The sequence below is a fragment of the Cupriavidus sp. P-10 genome, assembly GCF_003402535.2.
In the GTDB taxonomy this organism is placed as follows: Bacteria; Pseudomonadota; Gammaproteobacteria; order Burkholderiales; family Burkholderiaceae; genus Cupriavidus.
Genome location: NZ_AP025170.1, coordinates 2,914,021 through 2,936,366, shown reverse-complemented (window position 1 = coordinate 2,936,366; position 22,346 = coordinate 2,914,021). Strand labels below are relative to the sequence as shown.

Annotated in this window: 19 protein-coding genes; 14 read left to right on the top strand and 5 right to left on the bottom strand. The window is 63.8% G+C overall.

Going from position 1 to position 22,346, the window contains the following annotated elements; genetic code table 11:
• Positions 1-96: 96 nt before the first annotated feature.
• From purN to nadC, 6 genes are all read left to right on the top strand, one after another.
• The gene (gene purN, locus CTP10_RS13500) at positions 97-765 is read left to right on the top strand and encodes a phosphoribosylglycinamide formyltransferase (RefSeq protein ID WP_116318034.1); all 669 of its coding nucleotides are present in this window, start codon (positions 97-99) and stop codon (positions 763-765) included.
• Entirely contained in the window at positions 762-2,174 is a 1,413-nt protein-coding gene (locus tag CTP10_RS13495; RefSeq protein WP_116318033.1) for an RsmB/NOP family class I SAM-dependent RNA methyltransferase, read from the top strand. Before purN ends, CTP10_RS13495 begins: the two co-directional genes overlap by 4 nt.
• A gap of 59 nt (positions 2,175-2,233) precedes the next feature.
• Positions 2,234-3,625, top strand: a complete 1,392-nt coding sequence (locus CTP10_RS13490) for a mechanosensitive ion channel family protein (RefSeq protein WP_116318032.1) — start codon at positions 2,234-2,236, stop codon at positions 3,623-3,625.
• Positions 3,626-4,017: 392 nt separating this feature from the next.
• A complete protein-coding gene (locus CTP10_RS13485; protein ID WP_116318031.1) occupies positions 4,018-5,208 on the top strand; it encodes a DesA family fatty acid desaturase in 1,191 nt (396 codons plus the stop codon).
• Between the two features lie 135 nt (positions 5,209-5,343).
• Positions 5,344-6,498 carry a quinolinate synthase NadA gene (gene nadA, locus CTP10_RS13480; protein ID WP_116318030.1) on the top strand — a complete coding sequence of 385 codons (1,155 nt, stop codon included), beginning with the start codon at positions 5,344-5,346 and terminating at the stop codon, positions 6,496-6,498.
• Positions 6,495-7,358, top strand: a complete 864-nt coding sequence (gene nadC, locus CTP10_RS13475; RefSeq protein WP_116318029.1) for a carboxylating nicotinate-nucleotide diphosphorylase — start codon at positions 6,495-6,497, stop codon at positions 7,356-7,358. Before nadA ends, nadC begins: the two co-directional genes overlap by 4 nt.
• 79 nt (positions 7,359-7,437) lie before the next feature.
• Here nadC and nadB read toward each other — a convergent pair whose 3' ends face one another.
• From nadB to radC, 4 genes are all read right to left on the bottom strand, one after another.
• The gene (gene nadB / locus CTP10_RS13470) at positions 7,438-9,030 is read right to left on the bottom strand and encodes an L-aspartate oxidase (RefSeq protein WP_116318028.1); all 1,593 of its coding nucleotides are present in this window, start codon (positions 9,028-9,030) and stop codon (positions 7,438-7,440) included.
• Positions 9,031-9,297: 267 nt separating this feature from the next.
• Positions 9,298-9,468 (bottom strand): 50S ribosomal protein L33, encoded by a 171-nt coding sequence (gene rpmG, locus CTP10_RS13465; RefSeq protein ID WP_010814980.1) that lies wholly within the window; start codon positions 9,466-9,468, stop codon positions 9,298-9,300.
• Between the two features lie 13 nt (positions 9,469-9,481).
• Positions 9,482-9,715 carry a 50S ribosomal protein L28 gene (gene rpmB / locus CTP10_RS13460; RefSeq protein WP_006575661.1) on the bottom strand — a complete coding sequence of 78 codons (234 nt, stop codon included), beginning with the start codon at positions 9,713-9,715 and terminating at the stop codon, positions 9,482-9,484.
• 191 nt (positions 9,716-9,906) lie between these two features.
• On the bottom strand, positions 9,907-10,593 hold the full coding sequence (radC, locus tag CTP10_RS13455) for a RadC family protein (protein WP_116318027.1): 687 nt from the start codon (positions 10,591-10,593) through the stop codon (positions 9,907-9,909).
• A gap of 1,178 nt (positions 10,594-11,771) precedes the next feature.
• Between radC and ltrA the strand changes: the two genes are divergently transcribed.
• The 8 genes from ltrA (at position 11,772) to CTP10_RS13415 (ending at position 20,732) form a co-directional block, all read left to right on the top strand.
• Entirely contained in the window at positions 11,772-13,475 is a 1,704-nt protein-coding gene (gene ltrA / locus CTP10_RS13450; protein WP_116318026.1) for a group II intron reverse transcriptase/maturase, read from the top strand.
• A 110-nt stretch (positions 13,476-13,585) separates the two neighbouring features.
• Positions 13,586-14,074, top strand: coding sequence for an FKBP-type peptidyl-prolyl cis-trans isomerase (locus CTP10_RS13445; protein WP_116318025.1), 489 nt, complete (start codon positions 13,586-13,588; stop codon positions 14,072-14,074).
• Positions 14,075-14,111: 37 nt separating this feature from the next.
• Positions 14,112-15,077 carry a 4-hydroxy-3-methylbut-2-enyl diphosphate reductase gene (gene ispH, locus CTP10_RS13440; RefSeq protein WP_116318024.1) on the top strand — a complete coding sequence of 322 codons (966 nt, stop codon included), beginning with the start codon at positions 14,112-14,114 and terminating at the stop codon, positions 15,075-15,077.
• A gap of 592 nt (positions 15,078-15,669) precedes the next feature.
• Complete coding sequence (locus CTP10_RS13435; RefSeq protein ID WP_116318023.1) at positions 15,670-16,872, top strand: branched-chain amino acid ABC transporter substrate-binding protein; 1,203 nt, start codon at positions 15,670-15,672, stop codon at positions 16,870-16,872.
• A gap of 214 nt (positions 16,873-17,086) precedes the next feature.
• Positions 17,087-18,022 (top strand): branched-chain amino acid ABC transporter permease, encoded by a 936-nt coding sequence (locus tag CTP10_RS13430; RefSeq protein WP_116318022.1) that lies wholly within the window; start codon positions 17,087-17,089, stop codon positions 18,020-18,022.
• Between the two features lie 13 nt (positions 18,023-18,035).
• A complete protein-coding gene (locus CTP10_RS13425) occupies positions 18,036-19,193 on the top strand; it encodes an ABC transporter permease subunit (protein ID WP_116318021.1) in 1,158 nt (385 codons plus the stop codon).
• 13 nt (positions 19,194-19,206) lie between these two features.
• Complete coding sequence (locus tag CTP10_RS13420) at positions 19,207-19,983, top strand: ABC transporter ATP-binding protein (RefSeq protein WP_116318020.1); 777 nt, start codon at positions 19,207-19,209, stop codon at positions 19,981-19,983.
• A gap of 32 nt (positions 19,984-20,015) precedes the next feature.
• On the top strand, positions 20,016-20,732 hold the full coding sequence (locus CTP10_RS13415; RefSeq protein ID WP_116318019.1) for an ABC transporter ATP-binding protein: 717 nt from the start codon (positions 20,016-20,018) through the stop codon (positions 20,730-20,732).
• Between the two features lie 245 nt (positions 20,733-20,977).
• Here the strand turns inward: CTP10_RS13415 and CTP10_RS13410 are convergent, their stop codons facing one another.
• The gene (locus CTP10_RS13410) at positions 20,978-22,165 is read right to left on the bottom strand and encodes an acetylornithine transaminase (protein WP_116318018.1); all 1,188 of its coding nucleotides are present in this window, start codon (positions 22,163-22,165) and stop codon (positions 20,978-20,980) included.
• Between the last annotated feature and the right edge of the window lie 181 nt (positions 22,166-22,346).

The window sequence follows — 22,346 nt, the reverse complement described above, 5'->3', positions numbered from 1 at the left end:
GTTAGAGACATTGCGGCTTGTCCCGATCTGGTGAATTAAGCGCCTAATGGGTTCGCTTTACCGGAGTTTAGTGCCTTGCCTTGGTAGAATTGCGCGATGAAAAAAATTGTCATCTTGATTTCCGGGCGTGGCTCCAACATGGAAGCCATCGTCCGTGCCTGCGCGGGGGGCGGCTGGCCCGCCCGCGTGGCAGCGGTTTTGTCGAACCGGCCCGATGCCGCCGGGCTGCAATTCGCGCAGCAGCAAGGCATTGCCACCGGCGTGGTCGACCATCGCCAGTTCCCCGACCGTGCCTCGTTTGACGCCGCGATGGCCGAGGCGATCGATGCCCACGCCCCCGATCTGGTGGTGCTGGCCGGCTTCATGCGCATCCTGACGCCGGGCTTCGTCGACCGCTATGCGGGCCGGTTGCTGAATATCCACCCGTCGCTGCTGCCGTGCTTCCCCGGGCTGAACACCCACAAGCAGGCGCTGGACGCCGGCGTCAAGCTGCACGGCGCCACCGTGCACTTCGTCACTCCGGAACTCGACCATGGCCCGATAGTGATTCAGGCGGCACTTGATGTGCTGCGGTCCGACACGCCTGAAAGCCTGGCCGAGCGCCTGCTCGCCTGCGAGCACGAGATCTATCCCCGCGCCGTTCGCTGGTTTGTCGAAAACCGCCTGCAGTTGCAGGACGGCGTAGTCAACGTTATCAACCCGGCCGAGCCGCAATTGCTGATGGCCATCTCCGCCCATACCCCGGCGGCAGGAGTCCAGGCATGAGCCGCAACCAGGCAGGAAACCGTCCCAACCGCAGCGAGGGCCATGCGGCACCGCGCGGCAAGAGCAAGGGCAAGGGCAGCCCCATCCGCAAGCCCGTCAACGGCAATGCCGGCCGCGACGGCGCGCCGCGCATGCACGGTGGGCTGCATGCCACGCATATCCAGCATATCGACCGCCTGCTTGGCAAGGTCATGCTGTTCGCGCGCCCGGCCGATGCCGTGGTGAGCTATTACTTCCGCGAAAACAGCAAGCTGGGCCATCGCGAGCGCGGCATCATCGCCGAGGCCATCTATGCGGTGCTGCGCCGGCGCGTCGAGTTCGCGCAATTTGCCGAAAGCGGCACGGGCGCGAGCTCGCGCCGCCTGGCGCTGCTGGGCCTGGCGGCCACGCTGGGCCGCGATGTTCTGTCGCCCTTCCTGCACCCCGAAGAGGCCGAATGGCTGGACCGCCTGACCACGATCGAGCGCTCCAGCCTGGCTCCGCGCGTGCGCACCAACCTGCCCGAATGGCTGTACGACGAGTTGGTGCGCCGCCACGGCGAAGAATTTACCGCTGCGCTGGGCGATGCCTGGCTGCGTCCGGCGCCGCTTGACCTGCGCGTCAACCTCGGGAAGACCAGCCGCGACGCGGCGCTGGCCGAGCTGCAGACCGCCGGCCTGGGTGCCGAGCCGACGCCGATGGCGCCCGCCGGCATCCGCATGGCCGGCAAGCCGGCGCTGAACCAGTTGCCGATCTTCGTCAACGGATTGGTCGAGGTGCAGGACGAGGGCAGCCAGCTGCTGTGCAACCTGGTGGCACCGAAGCGTGGCGAGATGGTGGTCGACTTCTGTGCCGGCGCGGGCGGCAAGACGCTGGCGCTGGGCGCCGCGATGCGTTCTACCGGCCGCTTGTACGCCTTCGACGTGTCGGAAAAGCGGCTGGCCAACCTGAAGCCGCGGCTGGCGCGAAGCGGGCTGTCCAATGTCCATCCGGTCCTGATCGACTCCGAACGCGACGCCAAGATCAAGCGCCTGGCCGGCAAGGTCGACCGGGTGCTGGTGGATGCGCCGTGCAGCGGGCTGGGTACGCTGCGGCGCAACCCTGACCTGAAATGGCGCCAGACGCCGGAAGCGGTGCTGGAGCTGACCGCCAAGCAGAGCGCGATCCTTGACTCGGCAGCGCGCCTGGTCAAGGGCGGCGGCCGCGTGGTCTACGCGACCTGCTCCGTGCTCGAAGCCGAAAACGAAGCCATCGTGCGCGATTTCCTCGCCGCGCATCCCAACTTCCGCCTGGTCCCGGCCAGCGAGGTGCTGGCCGACCAGAAGATCGAAGTGCCCGCATTGGCCGCGGATAGCGGCATGTTCGCGCTGTATCCGCATCTGCACCAGACCGACGGCTTCTTCGCCGCGGTGCTGGAACGCACCAGCTGACGCCTGCGGCCGCCGCCCGTGCATGCAGCGGGCCGGCGGTCCAACCCCGAGTCTCCCCGATGAACGGTGAAACCTTGTCCGGCCTGGGCGGCGAGCTGAAGGCCTCCCATTCGATGTTCGGCAAGATGCTGGACGACCTGATCCGCGATGCCGGCGGCCCGGGCTTTTTCTGGCAACTGCTGGTGCTGGCAGGATGCCTCGCGGTGGCGTGGCCGCTGGGGCGCTACGTCGTGCGCCGGCTCGAGGCGCGCTACGCCAGCTCCAGTTTCTCGCTGCGCTTTGCCGCCGCCAGCCTGGAGCGGGCCATGTTCCCGCTGGCAGGGTGGGTGCTGGTGATGATCGCGCGCTTTGCGCTGGAGCCGCTGATCCCCATCAGCGTGCTGCGGCTGGCGCTGGTGCCGCTGTTCGGCATTACCGCGCTGAACGTCGCCTTCTATATCCTGCGGCGGGTCATGTCAGGCAGCGGGCAGCTGCACGGCATGCTGCTGCTGGTGGAGAAGGTGCTGACCACGCTGGTGTGGGTCGGCATGGCGCTCTATGTGGTGGGCGTGCTGTCGGACGTGGTCGGGTGGATGCAGGATGTGCGCTTCTCGATCGGCGGCAAGCAGAAGATCAGCCTCGCCGACACGCTGATGGCGGTGGTCTGGATCCTGCTGACGGTGCTGGTGGCGATGTGGTTCGGCTCCTGGCTGGAAGAGCGGCTGATGCGCTCGGCCAACCTCGACGTCAACCTCAAGGTGGTGCTGACCCGCATCTCCAAGGCCTTGCTGCTGCTGGTGTCGCTGCTGCTGAGCCTGTCGCTGGTCGGCATCGACCTGACCGTGCTGTCGGTGTTCGGCGGTGCGCTGGGCGTGGGCCTGGGCCTGGGTTTGCAGAAGATCGCCAGCAACTACATCTCCGGCTTCATCATCCTGCTCGACCGCTCGGTCAAGCTGGGCGACCAGATTACGGTGGACAAGTACACCGGCATCGTGTCGCAGATCCGTACCCGCTATACCGTGGTCCGCAACGGCGACGGCGAAACGCTGGTGCCGAACGAGCAACTGGTGGCGCAGTCGGTGCAGAACCATTCGTTCTCGAATACCAATGTGCGCGTGGCGACGCGCGTCCAGGCCGACTACAGCGCCGATCCCGAGACCGTGATCGCGCTGCTGACCGACTGCGTGCGCGACCTGCCGCGCGTGCTGCAGGAGCCGGAGCCGGCGGCCTTCCTGGTGTTGTTCGCCGACAGCGGCATCGAGTACGAGGTCGCCGTCTATGTCGCCGATCCGCAAAATGGCAAGCTTGGGGTGCAGTCCGCGATGAACCGCGCCATCTGGCGCACGCTGCGCGAGCATGACATCTCGATCCCGTATCCGCAGCGGGAACTGCGTGTGATGCACGAGGCGCCCATGCCGGGGCCAGGCGCGCCGAAGGCAAGTGCCTTGCCGGAAGCTGCCAACGCCACCTAGACTGTCACCTGAGCGTCACAAGTCTTGCAGGATTGAAGCGGGCGGCGAGTTCGGCACCCACGGAACGAAAACCGTTGCGCCCCGTCCAAATCCGGGAAATAGCGTATGCTTGCGCCTTCGCCAATCCGGTAGAATGCCGGGTTGTCGCGGGTTGAGACAATCCGCTCCCACATCAGACAACCGCCAGATTGCAGCGGTTCGTACCTTGTCCCGCCAGCCACGGCCGGCGCCAGACTCGCGTTGCCAGGGAGCCCGGAACGACTTCGGGTCCCGAGGCAAGCGCCATACAGCTATCGCAATCAATAGATTCGCAGCTATTTTTTCTGCGCGTTGTGTGCACCGGCACCGCCGGCCTGCACGGGAAAGTCCCTGTTTAACCGACGGAGAACAGTTTGTTCGACACTATTCTTGACTGGGCCGCCAACGGCCTTGCCAATTGGGCCTGGTGGGAGATCGTCATCTACACCCTGGTGGTGACGCATATCACCATCGCTGGCGTCACCATCTTCTTGCACCGCTGCATGGCGCACCGGTCGCTGGACCTGCACCCGATCGCCCAGCATTTCTTCCGCTTCTGGCTGTGGCTGACCACCGGCATGGTCACGCGCGAGTGGACTGCCATCCACCGCAAGCACCACGCCAAGTGCGAAACGGAAGACGATCCGCACAGCCCGCAGACCCGCGGCATCCGCAAGGTGCTGCTGGAAGGCGCCGAGCTGTACCGTGCCGAGGCCAAGAACAAGGAAACCATCGCCAAGTTCGGCCATGGCTGCCCCAATGACTGGATCGAGCGTAACGTGTATTCGCGCTTCGGCTGGCAGGGCGTCGGCCTGATGCTGATCATCGACCTGGCGCTGTTCGGCGTGATCGGCATGTCGGTGTGGGCGGTCCAGATGCTGTGGATCCCGATCCATGCCGCCGGCATCATCAATGGCCTGGGCCACTGGTGGGGCTATCGCAACTACGATTGCGAAGACGCGTCGACCAATGTGTCGCCGTGGGGCCTGATCATCGGCGGTGAAGAGCTGCACAACAACCACCACACCTATCCGACTTCGGCCAAATTCTCGATCAAGTGGTATGAGTTCGACGTGGGCTGGGGCTATATCCGCGCGATGCAGGCCGTCGGCCTGGCCAAGGTCAAGAAGACCCCGCCCAAGGCGCGCCTGGTGGAAGCCCGTCCGGTCGACCACAACACGCTGGAAGCCATCATCGCCAACCGCTATGACGTGATGGCGCGCTACGCCAAGGCCGTCAAGGGTGCGTTCCGCCAGGAACTGGAAAAGCTCAAGGAAGGCCGTGTCGCCGAGTACCGCAGCTTCAAGCCCGCCGGCAAGTGGTTCCACCGCGAGGAAACCAAGCTGGCAGCGCAGCAGCGCGAGCAGCTGGCGAGCATCGTCGAGCAGAACAAGGCGCTGCAGACCTTCGTCGAAATGCGCCGTGAACTGGCCGCCATCTGGGGCCGTTCCAACCTGACGCGCGAGCAGCTGCTGCAGCAGCTGCAGGCCTGGTGCCACCGCGCCGAGGCCAGCGGTATCCAGGCGCTGCACGATTTCTCGCTGCGCCTGCGCCGCTACGCCTGATACAATTCGGCCGCGCCGTATGGTTTGACAAAGCCCCGCCCATGGCGGGGCTTTTGTTTTAGATAAACTCCCCCATGTTCTGGCCGGCCGCACCCTGTTGGCGGAGGTCTAGAGGAGTACCAGGAGTACCAGGAGATGACCCCACAATCGATCAAGACCGTCGAGTTCGAAAAGCCGAACCTGGCGGATGCCGAAAACGCCACTGGCGGCAGCTGCGTGGCCCATGCCTGGGCCAAGGTGCCGCCGGTGCTGACGCCCGATGAGCGGCAGTCGCTCAAGGAACGTATCCGCCGCTTGCTGAAGGAACGCAACGCGGTGCTGGTGGCGCACTACTACGTCGACGCCGACCTGCAGGACCTCGCCGAAGAAACCGGCGGGTGCGTCTCCGACTCCCTTGAAATGGCCCGCTTCGGCCGCGACCACGAGGCCAAGACCCTGGTGGTGGCCGGCGTGCGCTTCATGGGCGAGACCGCCAAGATCCTGAGCCCGGAGAAGACCGTGCTGATGCCGGACCTGGATGCGACCTGCTCGCTCGACCTGGGTTGCCCGGCCGACGAATTTGCCGCCTTCTGCGACGCGCACCCGGATCGCACCGTGGTGGTGTACGCCAACACCAGTGCCGCGGTGAAAGCGCGCGCGGACTGGATGGTGACCTCGAGTATCGGGCTGAAGATCGTCGAGCACCTGCATGCGCAGGGCAAGAAGATCCTGTGGGCACCCGACAAGCACCTGGGCTGCTATATCCAGAAGCAGACCGGTGCCGACATGCTGTTGTGGCAGGGCTCGTGCCTGGTGCACGACGAGTTCAAGGGCATCGAGCTGGACCTGCTGCGCCGTGAATTCCCCAACGCCAAGATCCTGGTGCATCCGGAATCGCCGGAAAACGTGGTGTCGCAGGCCGATGTGGTCGGCTCCACCTCGCAGCTGATCGAAGCCGCGCAGAAGCTGGACGCAACCGAGTTTATCGTCGCGACCGACAACGGCATCCTGCACAAGATGCGCATGGCCGCGCCCGGCAAGCATTTCATCGAAGCGCCGACCGCCGGCAACAGTGCGACCTGCAAGAGCTGCGCGCACTGCCCGTGGATGGCGATGAACGCGTTGACCAATCTGGCAGAAGTGCTGGAGACCGGCCGCAACGAGATCCACGTCGACCCGGTCATCGGCGCCAAGGCGGTGACGTGCATCAACCGGATGCTCGACTTCGCTGCCGCGCAGAAGCGCAACGTGCGTCCGTCGTCCGACCTGGCGAAGGAACAGGCGCTGTTCCAGGGGATCGGTCCGGCATGAGCGTGAATCCGATTTTCGACCGCTATGGCGCGGCGCTCCAGGAAGCGCTGCAAGCCAATGTGCAGGCCGCCATTGCCGAGGATGTCGGCAGTGGCGACCTGACCGGCTTGCTGGTGCCGGCGGGCAAGTCCGCGCACGCGCGCGTGATCGTGCGCGAGCCGGCCGTGCTGTGCGGACAGCCGTGGTTCGACGCCTGCATGCGTGCGGTCGACCCGGCGCTGGAAGTGCGCTGGCTGCAGGAAGAAGGCGCGCGGATGGCGCCGGATTCCGTGGTGTGCGAGATCACCGGCCCGGCGCGCTCGCTGCTGACCGCCGAACGTCCGTCGCTGAACTTCCTGCAAATGATGTCCGGCGTGGCCACCGTGACGCGCCGCTATGCCGACCTGATCGCCGGCACCCGTGCGCGCGTGCTGGATACGCGCAAGACGTTGCCCGGCCTGCGCCTCGCGCAAAAGTACGCGGTGCGCATCGGTGGCGGCGAGAACCAGCGGCTGGCGCTGTACGACGGCATCCTGATCAAGGAAAACCATATCGCCGCGGCCGGCTGCATCACCGCGGCGATGCAGGCGGCGCTGGCGCTCGATACCGATGTGTCGGTGCAGGTCGAGGTGGAGTCGCTGGTTGAGCTGGAAGAAGCCCTGGCAGCCGGCGCGAAGTCGGTGCTGATTGATAACTTCACCGTGCCGATGATGCAGGACGCGGTGAAGATCAACCAGGGCAGGGCACTGCTGGAAGTGTCGGGTGGCGTCAATGCCGAGACCATCCGCACCTTTGCCGAGACTGGCGTGGACCGTATCTCGGTGGGCGCGTTGACCAAGGACGTGCGCGCGACGGATTACTCGCTGCGTATCATCGGCTGACGCATCGCCAGCGCAAGATCAAAACGGGGTGGAGCCCTCAGGCTCGCACCCCGTTTTTTGTTTTGTTGCTGCACGGCGCTCAGCGCTTGCGAGCGGCTGGCGGTTGCATCACCGTAGGCAGCGCCTTCGGCAGCGCATCCGGATAGTCCCGGCTGAAATGCAGTCCGCGGCTTTCATGCCGCGAGTACGCGCTGTCAACGATCAGCGAGGCCACCTCCACCAGGTTGCGCAGCTCCAGCAGGTCGCGCGTCACGCGGAAGTTGGCGTAGTACTCCGCGATTTCCTCGCGCAGCAGGCCGATGCGGTGCTGCGCGCGTTCCAGCCGCTTGCTGGTGCGCACGATGCCCACGTAGTTCCACATCATGCGGCGCAGTTCATCCCAGTTGTGGGACACCACCACTTCTTCGTCGGCATCGGACACGCGGCTCTCGTCCCATGCCGGCAGCGTGAGTTTGGGGGCGCCGGCCTTGTCCTTCAGGGCGATGTCTTCCGCCGCTGCGCGGCCGATCACCATGCATTCGAGCAGCGAGTTGGAGGCCAGCCGGTTGGCGCCGTGCAGGCCGGTGCAGGCGGATTCGCCCACTGCGTACAGGTTGCCGATATCGGTGCGGCCCGCGGTGTCGGTGACCACGCCGCCGCAGGTATAGTGCGCGGCCGGCACTACCGGGATCGGCTCGCGCGTGATGTCGATGCCCAGCTCCAGGCAGCGCGCGTAGATCGTCGGGAAGTGTTCCTTCAGGAAGGCTTCGGGCTGGTGGCTGATGTCCAGGTAGACGCAGTCCAGGCCGCGCTTCTTCATCTCGAAGTCGATCGCGCGCGCGACCACGTCGCGCGGCGCCAGCTCGGCGCGCTCGTCGTGCTCGGGCATGAAACGGGTGCCGTCGGGCAGCTTGAGCAGGCCACCTTCGCCGCGCACGGCTTCGGAAATCAGGAACGACTTGGCGTAAGGGTGGTACAGGCAGGTCGGATGGAACTGGATGAATTCCATGTTCGACACCCGGCAGCCCGCGCGCCACGCCATGGCGATGCCATCGCCGGTGGCGGTGTCAGGGTTGGTGGTGTACAGGTAGACCTTGCCCGCGCCGCCCGCGGCCAGCACCGTATGCGTGGCGGTGAGGGTGTGCACCGCGCCGGTGTTGTCGTCGAGCACGTAAAGGCCATAGCACCGGTTGCCCGGCAGTCCCATCTTGGGCGACGTGATCAGGTCGATCGCGAAATGGTCTTCCAGGATGGTGATGTTGGGGTGTTGCGTGGCCTGCTGCAGCAGCGTGCTGACCACCGCGTGGCCGGTGGCGTCCGCGGCGTGGATGATGCGCCGACGGCTGTGGCCGCCTTCGCGGGTCAGGTGGAAGCCCAGTTCGGCCTGCTCGTCGCGCGTGAAGGGCACGCCGCGGTCGATCAGCCACTGGATCGCCTCGCGCCCGTGCTCGACGATGAAGCGCGTTGCCTCTTCGTCGCACAGTCCCGCACCGGCAACGAGCGTGTCCTGCGTATGCTCGTCATGGCTGTCGCCGGAATCCAGCACGGCGGCGATGCCGCCCTGCGCCCAGTCGCTGGCGCCCTGGGTCATGGCGCGCTTGCTGAGGATGACAACCCGGTGGGTGTCGGCCAGTTGCAGCGCGACCGTAAGGCCGGCCAGACCGCTGCCGACGATGGCGACGTCGAAATTCATGGTGCGGAGAGAGCGCCGGAGGGCGCCAGGCGGATGGGGGAAACGGCAAAGTCTACACCGTGCGCGCCATACCGTGCACCAGTACACCGGGGCGGGCTGGGCGGTGATCGCGCCGGAAGGGTGCGGTGCCCGTAGTGCTGTGCCGAACGGCGCGCTTCTTGCCGTCTGTGGGTGCCAACGTCGCGCGCGCAGCGCTCGCAATAAAAACGAGCGAGCAACAAAAAGCCCCGCACAAAGGCGGGGCTTTTCGTCGGGATACCGGATCAATTACTTGATCTTGGTTTCCTTGTAAGCGACGTGCTTGCGAGCGACGGGATCGAACTTCATGATCTCCATCTTCTCCGGCATGGTGCGCTTGTTCTTGGTCGTGGTGTAGAAGTGACCGGTACCTGCGGTCGATTCCAGCTTGATTTTGTCGCGGCCGCCCTTGCTTGCCATGATGTGCTCCTAATTAGACTTCGCCACGTGCGCGCAGGTCGGCGAGCACGGAGTCGATGCCTTTCTTGTCGATCAGGCGCAGGCCGGCGTTCGAGACGCGCAGGCTCACCCAGCGGTTTTCGGACTCAACGAAGAAACGACGATTCTGCAGGTTGGGCAGAAAACGGCGCTTGGTCTTGTTGTTTGCGTGGGAAACGTTGTTGCCGACCATCGGCGCTTTCCCGGTCACTTGACAGACGCGTGCCATGAAGCACTCCTAAATCTTCTATTCGTGGACAATGTTCGCAACAGATCAACAAAAGGCGCGCGGGCCCGGACTGCAGCGGTTGAGACTTCAGTGAAACGTAAATTATAGACCGGAATCCCTCGGTGAATCAATGCCTTCTGTGCGTCACCGGAAGCGGGTGTTGTGTCCCGTTCAGCACTGTGCTGCATGCGTCACAGTCCAGGCAGGCATTCACAGGAGTCGGCCAATGAGCGGATTTCCTGCCCGGCAACGATGAAATGGTCGAGCAGGCGCACATCCAGGAGTTGAAGCGTCCGTGCCAGCTCGTGCGTCAGGTGCACGTCGCTACGACTCGGGGCAGTCGTGCCGGAGGGGTGGTTGTGCGCCACGATCACGCCGGCTGCATTATGCATCAGTGCCTGGCGCGCGACCTCGCGCGGATACACGGCAGTGCGCGTCAGCGTGCCCCGGAACAGTTCTTCGCTGGCAATCATGCGGTTGCGCGGATCGAGGAACAGGCACAGAAAGACTTCATGCGGCAGCGATGCCAGCGTCAGGCGCAGGTAGTTGTGCACCGCGGCGCGCGAGTCGAAGCCGGTCGGCAGCCGCAGCGATTCTGCCAGGGCACGCCGCGCCAGCTCGGGAATGGCCTGCAACTGCGCGTATTTGGCTGCGCCCATGCCCTTGATGCCCGCCAATGCACCCGGCTCGGACGCGAACAAGGCGGTCAGGGAGCCAAAGCGGTGCAACAGTTCGCGGGCGAGGTCGACGGCACTTTTGCCCGCTGCGCCCACGCGCAGGAACACCGCCAGCAGTTCGGCGTCGGAGAGGGCGGCGGCGCCGCATTCCAGCAGTTTTTCGCGCGGCCGCTCGCAGGCGGGCCAATTGGCAATGGTCATGGGCGTTCGGGGTTGGACCGCCGCCCGGAGGGCTGGAAGGGGGATACGGCTCCGGCGCGGCGGGCGATGGGCCAGTCGAATACAATACGGGTTGTTCGTGCGACACGCACACTCGTGTCCGTCCGCGTCGCGTTAGACGCATCGACCCTGGGAGAGTACTCCCACATGCTAGTGAAACGAAGCCCACCATAGCTTACGCCGCTAGCGCCTGCTCACTTTTCAGAGTTATCTGAGAAGCGTTGCTTGCAGTACTGGCTTACCAGCCAGTGCCCGCCCAAAGGCGCGAACCACGCCCTCGGGCGTGGCATTGTCCACTTTCTAAGAGTGGACAATGGCTTTACATGCCGAAGTTTGGCATCAAGTTTGAACGTGGCCACGTTGGCCACCAAACGCCAAGTGGGCGAATGTCATCTGCCCACAAGGCGGAGCATTTGCATTTCCGGTCCAGTCGGACCGGCAGGTAGGGTTCAGGCGGAGCGAAAGCTCTGCACGCTATGGTTCGGTCAGACACGTCCGCGAGGGCGCTTTGATAGAGAACCTGCTATGCGACTAGCAGTAGCCTAGGGAGACATGCGTCACTGGCAACGGTGGGGTATGAAGCTCTCCTGACAATGTAGCCCCCGTAAGGGTGCCAGAGGACCGTGAGGTCTTCTGGTAGAGACTCCGAGCAGCCATGGGGTCGAGGAGCTAGGCTGACTGGTATGGGTAACGGAAGTGAACTGCTGATAAACGTCGTGAGTATTGCGGTGCCAAAGCTGCTGACAGGCACTAACCAAAACGGTATTTGGTCGGTTGCTCCGCTGGACATTCGGAGCACGTCGTCACTAGACCATCGGCGAAGAGGCAGACCCTAACCCGGTCTTGTAGCGTGCAGGGAACGTGGTAAGCCCGTATGGCTGCCCGAGCGCAGTGCGGCTCAGGCAGGCGAACCGTAAGGAACGCTGTTGGCTGTGCGGGTATGGGAGGTTGGAGAAAGCGAACGCCGGGTTGTAATGATTCGGATAGGGGTTGAAACATCACCTCACGCGAAAGCGGGCAGACTTCCAACTGGTCTTTCGTCGCAGGACGACTGGCTAACCCGCTTGAAACCGAAATTTCTTACCCTGAGGGGCAATATGCCCCTCAGGGGGCATGTTGTCTCTGCGTTTTGGGGGAAGACCTCAAGATAGGAGAGCAGCATGGAAGCATTTATCCGTGAGGATAAATCTGCGCTCTCCGGCGCACCGCAACGCTGGGATGCCATCAATTGGCGCCAAGTGGAGCGGAACGTCCGGGCAATGCAGATTCGAATTGCGAAGGCAACACAGGAAGGGGACTGGCGCAGGGTGAAAGCCTTGCAACGGTCTCTGACCCGCTCGTTTTCCGCCAAGGCATCGGCGGTAAAGCGAGTGACGGAGAACCAAGGTAAGCGAACGGCAGGCGTCGATCGCGAACTGTGGGACTCGCCTGAAGTCCGGTGGGAAGCCATCGGACGGTTGAAGCGCCGAGGGTACAGGCCATCGCCATTGCGGCGGGTCTTTATTCCTAAGGCCAACGGGAAGGAGCGCCCACTAGGCATTCCGACCATGTTGGATCGAGCCATGCAGGCTTTGCACCTGCTGGCGCTGGAGCCGGTGTCCGAAGGGACGAGCGATCCGAATTCTTATGGGTTCCGGATCAATCGCTCCACGGCGGATGGCATGTCACAGCTGTTCGTCAACCTGTCCAGAGGGCACTCAGCCCAATGGATACTGGAGGCGGATATCAAAGGTTGCTTTGACCATATCAGTCACGACTGGCTGGAGCGCAATGTCCCGATGGACAGAGTCATCCTCCGCAAGTGGCTGAAGGCTGGCGTGGTATTTCAGGGCCAGTTTCAGGCGACCGAAGCCGGAACACCGCAGGGAGGAATCATCTCCCCGACTCTGGCAAACGTGGCGCTGAACGGGTTGGAACGACAACTGGTTGCTTCCTTCGAGAAGAAGCTGGGGGTCGCCAAAACGCGGAAGCTGAAGGTGAATGTTGTGCGCTATGCGGACGACTTCGTGATCACGGGCACTACGCCAGAGATCCTACAAAACGAGGTTAAGCCGTGGGTGGAGCAGTTCCTGGCGGTACGAGGGCTGACGCTATCAACGGAGAAAACGCGGATCGTCAACATAGCCGACGGCTTTGACTTTCTTGGGTGGAACTTCCGGAAGTACTCCGGAACACTGCTCATCAAGCCGAGCAGGAAGAACGTGCAGACGTTCTACCGCAAGGTGAAGGATGTCATCAGTGCCCACAAGACGGTGAAGCAGTCAGAGCTGATTCGACTGCTGAACCCGATGCTAAGAGGTTGGGCGCAGTACCACCGCGCCGTAGTGGCGAAGGCGGCCCTCAACCGTTTGGGGCACGACATATTTCGTGCCCTATGGCGGTGGGCCAAGCGGCGACATCCAGGCAAGAAGGCGGATTGGGTGCGGAAGAAGTACTTCGGCTCAGTCGGTCAGCGCAGCTGGGTGTTTGGCACCACAGTAGTGAAAGATGTCGATAGTGAGGTATGGGTTGAGTTGTACTCGCTCGCGAGCACGCCCATCCAAAGGCACAAGAAGGTCAGAGGGGATTACAACCCCTTTGATCCGGCGCAGGAGGTGTATGGTGAAACATTGCGACAGGAGCGGCTGCTTGACAGCATGGCGCACCGAAAGCAGTGGATCAAGCTGTACATGTCCCAGCGGGGCTTGTGTGCTCTGTGTCAGTGCAAGATGACCAAGGACACTGGGTGGCATGACCACCACATCGAGTACCGCGTACGCGGTGGCTCCGATGGTCTGAGGAACCGCGTGCTGTTGCATCCGAACTGTCACGTCCAAGTGCATAACCACGGGCTTTCTGTTGTAAAGCCGGTGCCATCGATTTGATGGTATTTTTGTGAAGGCTTGAGCCGTATGCGGGGAAACCCGCACGTACGGTTCTTAGGGGGGAGTGGGCCAGCAATGGCTTGCTCCTACCCTCCTCAGGTTGATCACCCATGAATTTGCAAACTTTCGCGTCGGAAGCCGACGGCGGCACGGCTGGCCGCAAGACTGTCCTGGCCGACTCTTTCCTGACCCTGCACTACAGCATCTCGCTCGAGAATGGCACCGAGGTCGTGAGCACCTTCGACGACAAGCCTGCCACGCTGCTGCTCGGCCAGGGCCAGCTTGCGCCCACGCTGGAGCAGGCGCTGCTGGGCATGCCGGAAGGCGAGCGCATGACTTACCGGCTCGCCCCGGAGCACGCGTTCGGGCCGCGCAATCCCGAACTGCTGCAATGGGTGTCGCTGGCCACGCTGCGCGAGAACAGCTCGTTCGAGGAAGACTACACCCCGGGCGACCTGGTCGAATTCAACGCGCCCGGCGGCGGCAAGTACGCGGGCGTGCTGAAAGAAATCGGCGAGACCGCGGCGCTGTTCGACTTCAACCATCCGCTGGCCGGGCAGACCATCCTGTTCGACGTGCAGCTGATCGGCATCCTCTGAGTGCGCCAACGTGCCGACTCCCGTCCAGATACGCAGCATGCCTGACCTGACCACCGCACCCGACGCCGAAATCCTGATGGCCCAGCCGCGCGGCTTCTGTGCCGGCGTGGATCGCGCCATCGAGATCGTCGAGCGTGCGCTGGCGCGCTTCGGCGCGCCGATCTACGTGCGCCATGAAATCGTGCACAACGCCTACGTGGTGGCCGACCTGCGCAGCAAGGGCGCGGTGTTCGTGCGCGAACTCGACGAGGTGCCCGCCGGCGCCACCGTCATCTTCAGCGCCCACGGCGTGTCGCGCGAGGTGCGCGAGGACGCCGCCGCGCGCGGCCTGCACGTGTTCGACGCAACCTGCCCGCTGGTGACCAAGGTGCATGTCGAAGTCAGCAAGATGCGCGCGGAAGGTTGCGAGATCGTGATGATCGGCCATCGTGGCCACCCCGAGGTGGAAGGGACCATGGGGCAGGCCAACGGCGGCATGGTGCTGGTCGAGACCGTCGCCGACGTCGCCACGCTGCAGATCGCCGATCCGACGCGACTTGCCTACGTAACCCAGACCACGTTGTCGGTGGACGAGACCCACGAGATCGTCGCCGCGCTGAAGGCGCGCTTCCCGCAGATCCGCGAGCCGAAGAAGCAGGACATCTGCTATGCCACGCAGAACCGCCAGGACGCGGTCAAGTTCATGGCGCCGCAGGTCGAGGTAGTGATTGTGGTGGGCAGCCCCAACAGCTCAAACTCCAACCGCCTGCGCGAGCTGGCGCAGCGCCTGGGTGTGCCGGCCTATATGGTCGACGCGCCGGAGCAGGTGCGCCCGGAATGGATCGCCGGCAAGCGCCGCATCGGCCTGACCGCCGGTGCCTCGGCGCCCGAGGCGCTGGCGCAGTCGATCGTCGACCGCCTGCGCGCGCTCGGTGCGCGCCAGGTGCGTGCCCTGGAGGGCATCGAGGAAAACATGGCGTTCCCCCTGCCGCGGGGTCTGATGCCGACCAGCGTCGCCGCCTGAGCGGCAGCGGGCACCAGGCCCGTATCTCCCCACGCTCATGAGCAAGGGCGCCGCGTAATGCGGCGCCCTTTTTTGTTTGCGCGTCTTCGGGCGCGCCATCATTCGAACTTATGACTTCCAATGCACATTATCGGTGCAGCACTATTGCGGCACGAATTACCAGCGTGTTTGGCAAATCAGACAAATAGGGGTAATCCCCGTAACTGGGGTTTTCCCTATTATGGTGCGGCGCTACATTCTGCACATTAGAGATCGGTGCATAGCATTTGAAATGAAATACCTAATTAATTAGGGTCCATTATGGGTGGCGCACCGCGCGCCTAATACCGCCAGCGGGCGGTGCGGGCACGATTCTTGTAAGTATGTGAGACGGTCCCGCCATGTGAGCGGGAATTGCCCCAATCTGTGCATTGGGGAAATTCCCTAGCTCATTTGACGGGTAAATCGGTCGACTTGTTGCGTCGCGTATTGCAACTGCAAAGAAAGGGGATACAATGCGCGCGTTTCAAATTGAAACTAAACAAAGGCGGTCCAGGGAAACGTCCGGGAGGCGTTGCAAATCCCTGTTTTTGTGAATCCTAGGAGATCACTCATGCAAATCACGTTTGCCAAGATTCTGCCGATCGCGGCCGCTGTGGCGCTGGTAGCGGCTTGCGGCAAGAAGGAAGAGAAGCCGGCGGATGCGGCCTCTTCGGCGCCGGCCGCAGCAGCCCCTGCCGCGGGCGGTGGCGAGGTCGTCGTCAAGATCGGCCACGCGGCCCCGCTGACCGGCGGTATCGCGCACCTTGGCAAGGACAACGAAAACGGCGCCCGCCTGGCCGTGGAAGAAGTCAACAAGACCGGCCTGGAAATCGGTGGCAAGAAGATCAAGCTGGAACTGGTCGGCGAAGACGATGCCGGCGATCCCAAGACCGGCACCGCCGTGGCGCAGAAGCTGGTCGACGCCAAGGTGGCGGCTGTGGTCGGCCACCTGAACTCGGGCGTGTCGATCCCTGCCTCCAAGATCTACAGCGATGCCGGCATCGTGCAGATTTCGCCGTCGTCGACCAACCCGGACTACACCAAGCAAGGCTTCAAGACGACCTACCGCGTGGTCGCTACCGACGCCCAGCAAGGCCCGGCATTGGCCAACTACGCTGCCAAGACCCTGCATGCCAAGAGCGTGGCGATCGTCGACGACGCCACTGCCTACGGCAAGGGCCTGGCCGATGAGTTCGAGAAGACCGCCAAGGCTTCTGGCGTGAACGTGGTGGCGCGTGAAGCCACCAACGACAAGGCCACCGACTTCAAGGCCATTCTCACCAAGATCAAGGGCAAGAAGCCGGACGTCATCATGTACGGCGGCATGGACGCGACCGGTGGCCCGTTCGCCAAGCAGGCCCGTGAACTGGGCATCCCTGCCAAGATCGTCGGCGGCGACGGCGTCTGTACCGACAAGGTGGCCGAACTGGCGGGCGATGCCGTGACCAACATCATCTGCTCCGAGGCCGGCCTGGCCCTGTCGCGGATGGAGAGTGGCGCGGACTTCGACAAGCGTTACCAGGCTCGCTTCAACGCGCCGGTGCAGATCTACGCACCGTTCACGTATGACGCGGTGATGGTCGTCGTCGATGCCATGAAGCGCGCCAACTCGACCGAACCGGCTGCCATCCTGGCCGAAATGCCCAAGACCAACTACAAGGGCGTGATCGGCAACATCGCCTTTGACGAGAAGGGCGACATGAAGGAAGGCACCATCACGCTGTACGAGTACAAGGACAAGAAGAAGTCCGTCCTCGACGTCGTGAAGATGTAATCTGGGCTTACCGGCCCATCCGAACGGCACCGTGAGTATTTTGCGGTGCCGTTCTTTTTAGCCTCGCCTAATGTAGAAGCATCCTTACCCTGGATGGAGCATGGCGGGCCGCTTACCAGCAATCCAACCTCAGCAACGTTACCCATCACCACATCATTGTCCCCCCCGGCATCCACACCATGCCGTCAGGTAAGGGACTGAAGCAGGAGTTTTCATGGATATCTTTATCCAGCAGATCGTGAACGGTCTGGTGCTCGGCAGTATCTACGCGCTGATTGCACTGGGCTACACCATGGTCTACGGCATTCTGGGGATCATCAACTTCGCTCACGGCGATGTCCTGATGATCGGCGCGCTGACCGCCCTGTCAGCGATTCTTGGTCTGCAGAAGTTTGCCCCCGGCTTGCCCGAATGGCTGACGCTGGTGATCGCGACATTGATTGCGATGCCGGTCTGTGCAGTACTGTCTTACTCGATTGAGCGTATCGCTTACCGGCCCTTGCGCAATGCGCCACGGCTGGCCCCGCTGATTACCGCGATCGGCGTGTCCATCATCCTGCAGACGATGGGCATGCTGATCTGGTCGCGCAACCCGCTGACCTTCCCGCAACTGCTGCCGTCGGAACCGATCGATATCGGCGGTACCGGAGCCACCATCACCGGCAAGGAAATGGTCATCATCGGCCTGGCCGTGATGGTCATGTCCGGCCTGCTGGCGCTGGTCAACCGCACCAAGCTCGGCCGCGCCATGCGCGCCACCGCCGAGAACCAGAAGGTGGCCGGCCTGATGGGCGTGAACCCGAACTTCGTCATTTCCGCCACCTTCATGATCGGCGCCACGCTGGCCGCGCTGGCCGGCGTGATGATGGCCACCAACTACGGCAACGCCCACTTCTACATGGGCTTTATCCCGGGCCTGAAGGCGTTCACCGCCGCAGTGCTGGGCGGCATCGGCAACCTTGCCGGCGCGATGGTCGGCGGCATGCTGCTGGGCCTGATCGAGGCGCTGGGTGCCGGCTATATCGGCGACCTGACCGGTGGTGTGTTCGGCTCGAACTACCAGGACGTCTTCGCTTTCATCGTACTGATCACTGTGCTCGTCTTCCGTCCGTCCGGCATCATGGGCGAACGCGTGGCGGACCGCGCCTGAGGAGAGCGAATCCATGAATACCCCGATTCCATCCACGGCCGCCGTCGCGGCCCCGACCAAGGTTCCGACCAAGACCCTGGCCGCGCTGATTGGCTTTTTGGTGATTGCGCTGTGCGCGCCGTTTATCGTCCAGACCCTGGGCGGCAACTACTGGGTCCGCGTGCTGGACTTTGCGCTGCTGTACATCATGCTGGCGCTGGGCCTGAACATCGTGGTGGGCTTTGCCGGCCTGCTTGACCTGGGCTATATCGCGTTCTACGCGGTGGGCGCCTACATGATGGCACTGCTGGGCTCGCCGCACCTGGCGAACCAGTTCGAGTGGATCCAGCAACTGTTCCCCACCGGCATTCACCTGTCGATGTGGTTCGTGTTGCCGCTGGCGATCCTGGTGGCCGCGACCTTCGGCGTATTGCTGGGGGCGCCAACGCTCAAGCTGCGCGGCGACTATCTCGCCATCGTGACGCTGGGCTTCGGCGAGATCATCCGGATCTTCATGAACAACCTGGACCGCCCGGTCAACATCACCAACGGTCCCAAGGGCATCACGGCGGTAGACCCGGTCCATATCTTCGGCTTCGACTTCTCGAAATCGCACGAGATTTTCGGGATGAAGTTCACGCCGGTGTTCATGTACTACTACCTGCTGGTGTTCCTGGTCATCGTGATCGTGTTCGTGTGCCTGCGCCTGCAGACCTCGCGCATCGGCCGCGCCTGGGTCGCCATCCGTGAAGATGAAATCGCGGCCAAGGCCATGGGCATCAACACCCGCAACATGAAGCTGCTGGCATTTGCCATGGGCGCGTCCTTCGGCGGTGCCTCTGGGGCGGTGTTCGGTGCGTTCCAGGGCTTCGTGTCGCCGGAATCGTTCACGCTTTGGGAATCGATCTACGTACTGGCGATCGTGGTGCTGGGCGGCATGGGCCATATCCCGGGCGTGATCCTGGGCGGCGTGCTGCTGGTGGGCTTCCAGGAGTTGCTGCGCGTGGTGGCCGAGCCAGTCCAGCATGGTCTGTTCGGCCACGTCGTTGTGGACGCGGAGGTCCTGCGCCAGCTGCTGTTCGGCCTGGCCCTGGTTGGCGTGATGCTGTACCGCCCGGCAGGCATCTGGCCGTCGCCGCGCAAGGAAGACCGCCCGGTGGTTCGCCGTGCGGGCAACGTGGGCCGTTTCTGACCAGGAGGACAACATGAGCAACAAGGATTTCCTCCTGTCGGTACAGGGGGTCAACAAGCGTTTCGGCGGCCTGCAGGCACTGTCGGATGTGGGCCTGCAGATCAAGACCGGCGAGATCTATGGCCTGATCGGCCCGAACGGTGCCGGCAAGACCACCTTCTTCAACGTGATCACCGGCCTGTACACCCCGGATGCGGGCGAGTTCGTGCTGGGCGGCAAGCCCTACCAGCCGACCGCCGTGCATGAGGTGGCCAAGACCGGTATCGCGCGTACGTTCCAGAACATCCGCCTGTTCGGCGAGATGACCGCGCTGGAGAACGTGATGGTGGGGCGCCACGTGCGCACCAAGGCCGGCGTGTTCGGCGCGATCTTCCGGCCGCCTTCGGTGCGCCGCGAGGAAGAGGGCATCGAGGACATGGCGCATGACCTGCTCGACTACGTCGGCATCGGCAAGTACGCCAACTTCACCGCACGCAACCTGTCGTACGGCCACCAGCGCCGGCTGGAGATCGCCCGTGCGCTGGCGACCGAGCCCAAGCTGCTGGCGCTGGACGAGCCGGCCGCGGGCATGAACGCGACCGAGAAGGTCGAGCTGCGCGGCCTGCTCGACAAGATCAAGAACGACGGCAGGACCATCCTGCTGATCGAGCACGACGTGAAGCTGGTGATGGGGCTGTGCAACCGCCTGACGGTGCTGGACTACGGCAAGGTGATTGCCCAGGGCCTGCCGCACGAGGTGCAGAACAACCCCGCGGTGATCGAGGCCTACCTCGGCACCTCGGCGCACTGATGGCGGGAGCAGAAGCAATGACACAGCCAGCAATGAAACAGACAGTACTGAAGATCTCCGGCCTGAAGGTCGCGTACGGCGGCATCCAGGCCGTCAAGGGCATCGACCTGGACATCCAGGACGGCGAACTGGTGACGCTGATCGGCGCCAACGGCGCCGGCAAGACCACCACCATGAAGGCCATCACCGGCCTGCAGGGCTGGGCCGGCGGCGACGTGGAGTACATGGGCAAGTCCATCAAGGGTGTGCCCAGCTACGCGCTGCTCAAGCAGGGGCTGGCGATGGTGCCGGAAGGCCGCGGCGTGTTCGCGCGCATGACCATCACCGAGAACCTGCAGATGGGCGCCTACACGCGCAACGACGAGGCTGGCATCAAGGCCGACGTCGACCGCATGTTCGGCATCTTCCCGCGCCTGAAGGAACGCGCCAACCAGCTGGCGGGCACCATGTCCGGCGGCGAGCAGCAGATGCTGGCGATGGCGCGCGCGCTGATGAGCCAGCCCAAGGTGCTGCTGCTGGACGAGCCTTCGATGGGCCTGTCGCCGATCATGGTCGACAAGATCTTCGAGGTCGTGCGCGATATCTCGGCGCAGGGCGTGACCGTGCTGCTGGTCGAGCAGAACGCGCGCCTGGCGCTGCAGGCCGCGCACCGCGGCTACGTAATGGAGTCCGGCCTGATCACCATGAGCGGGGATGCCAGCCAGATGCTGGACGATCCCAAGGTGCGGGCCGCCTACCTGGGCGAGTAAGCGGCGCTCCGCCGCTCACCTCCGACACCCCGCTGCCGCAAGAGGGGTGAGGGAGAGGGCGGGCGCTCGCAGGCGCAAGGCCTTTCCCCTTGCCGCGGGGCCCCGCGCGGGCCGGCTCTGGCCGGTGTGCGCGGGTTCTGCGGTGCTGGCCCTCTCCCTCACTCCTCTGCGGCGTCCATGGGTTGCCGCAAAGAAAAAAGCCTCGCGCAAGCGAGGCTTTTTGTCGTCTGGCGATCGCGGAACGATCAGGCCAGCTTCTTCAGCAGCGTGCGCAGCATGCCGATCATCTGGTCGATCTCTTCGTGCGTGACGTTCAGCGCCGGCATGAAGCGCAGCAGGTTGGCGCGCGGCGCGTTCAGCAGCAGGCCTTGCGGCGCCATGTCGCGGGCTTCTTCCACCAGTTGCGGGCCGATGTCCTTTTCCAGCAGCAGCGCGCGCAGCAGGCCTTCGCCGCGCTCGCCGCCCAGGCCGAATTCGGCCGACAGCGCCAGCAATTGTTCCTTCAGGTATTCACCCTTGGCCTTGACGTCGTCCAGGAAACCCGGCGCGGTCAGCTGCTCGATCACGGCGCTGCCGACCGCGGTCATCAGCGGGTTGCCGTTGTAGGTGCCGCCCTGGTCGCCGGCCTCGAAGCTGGCGACTTCGGCCTTGCACAGCAGCGCCGACAGCGGCACGCCGCCGCCGATGCCCTTGCCCAGCGTCATGATGTCCGGCTCGACGCCCGACAGCTCGTACGCGAACAGCGTGCCGCAGCGGCCGCAGCCGGCCTGCACTTCATCGACGATAAACAGCAGCTTGTGCTTGTCGGCCAGCGCGCGCAGGCCCTGCATGAACTCGCGCGTGGCGGGGATCACGCCGCCTTCGCCCTGCACCGGCTCCAGCATGATGCCGACGGTCTTGTCGGTGATCAGCTTCTCCACCGAGGCCAGGTCGTTCAGCTCGGCCTTGGGGAAGCCCGGCACCTGCGGCGCGAAGATGGTGTCCCAGCCGGCCTTGCCCGACGCGCTCATGGTGGCGAGCGTGCGGCCATGGAAGCTGTGGTCCATGGTGATGATCTCGTAGGCGCCGTTCTTGTGCTTGCGGCCCCATTTGCGCGCCAGCTTGATCGCGCCTTCGTTGGCCTCGGCGCCGCTGTTGGCGAAGAAGACCTTGTCGAAGCAGCTGTTGTCGGTCAGCTGCCTGGCCAGGCGCAGCATCGGCTCGTTGTAGAAGGCCGGGCTCGGGTTGATGATCTTCTTCGACTGCTCGACCAGCGCGTCGATCATGCCCTGGTTGGAATGGCCCAGGCAGTTGACCGCCCAGCCCTGCACGAAGTCCAGGTATCGCTTGCCGTTGTGGTCCGTCAGCCAGGAGCCCTTGCCCTCGGTGAAGACGAGCTCGGGCCGGTTGGTGATGTACATCAGGGATTGGACGGGAAACTCAGCAAATGCCATGGCGGACTCCAGGGGTCGGCTTTAAACGATGGACGGACAAGCAGGTAAAACGCGGAAAAACAAAAAGCCACGGGGGTTGCCCGTGGCTCGTTGACCTGAACAGACGCAGTCGACGGTCAGCCGCGCGGCACCCCAGTGGGGAGCGACGTACGGAAGCTGCGGCGTCGGTTGAAGGTCGTAT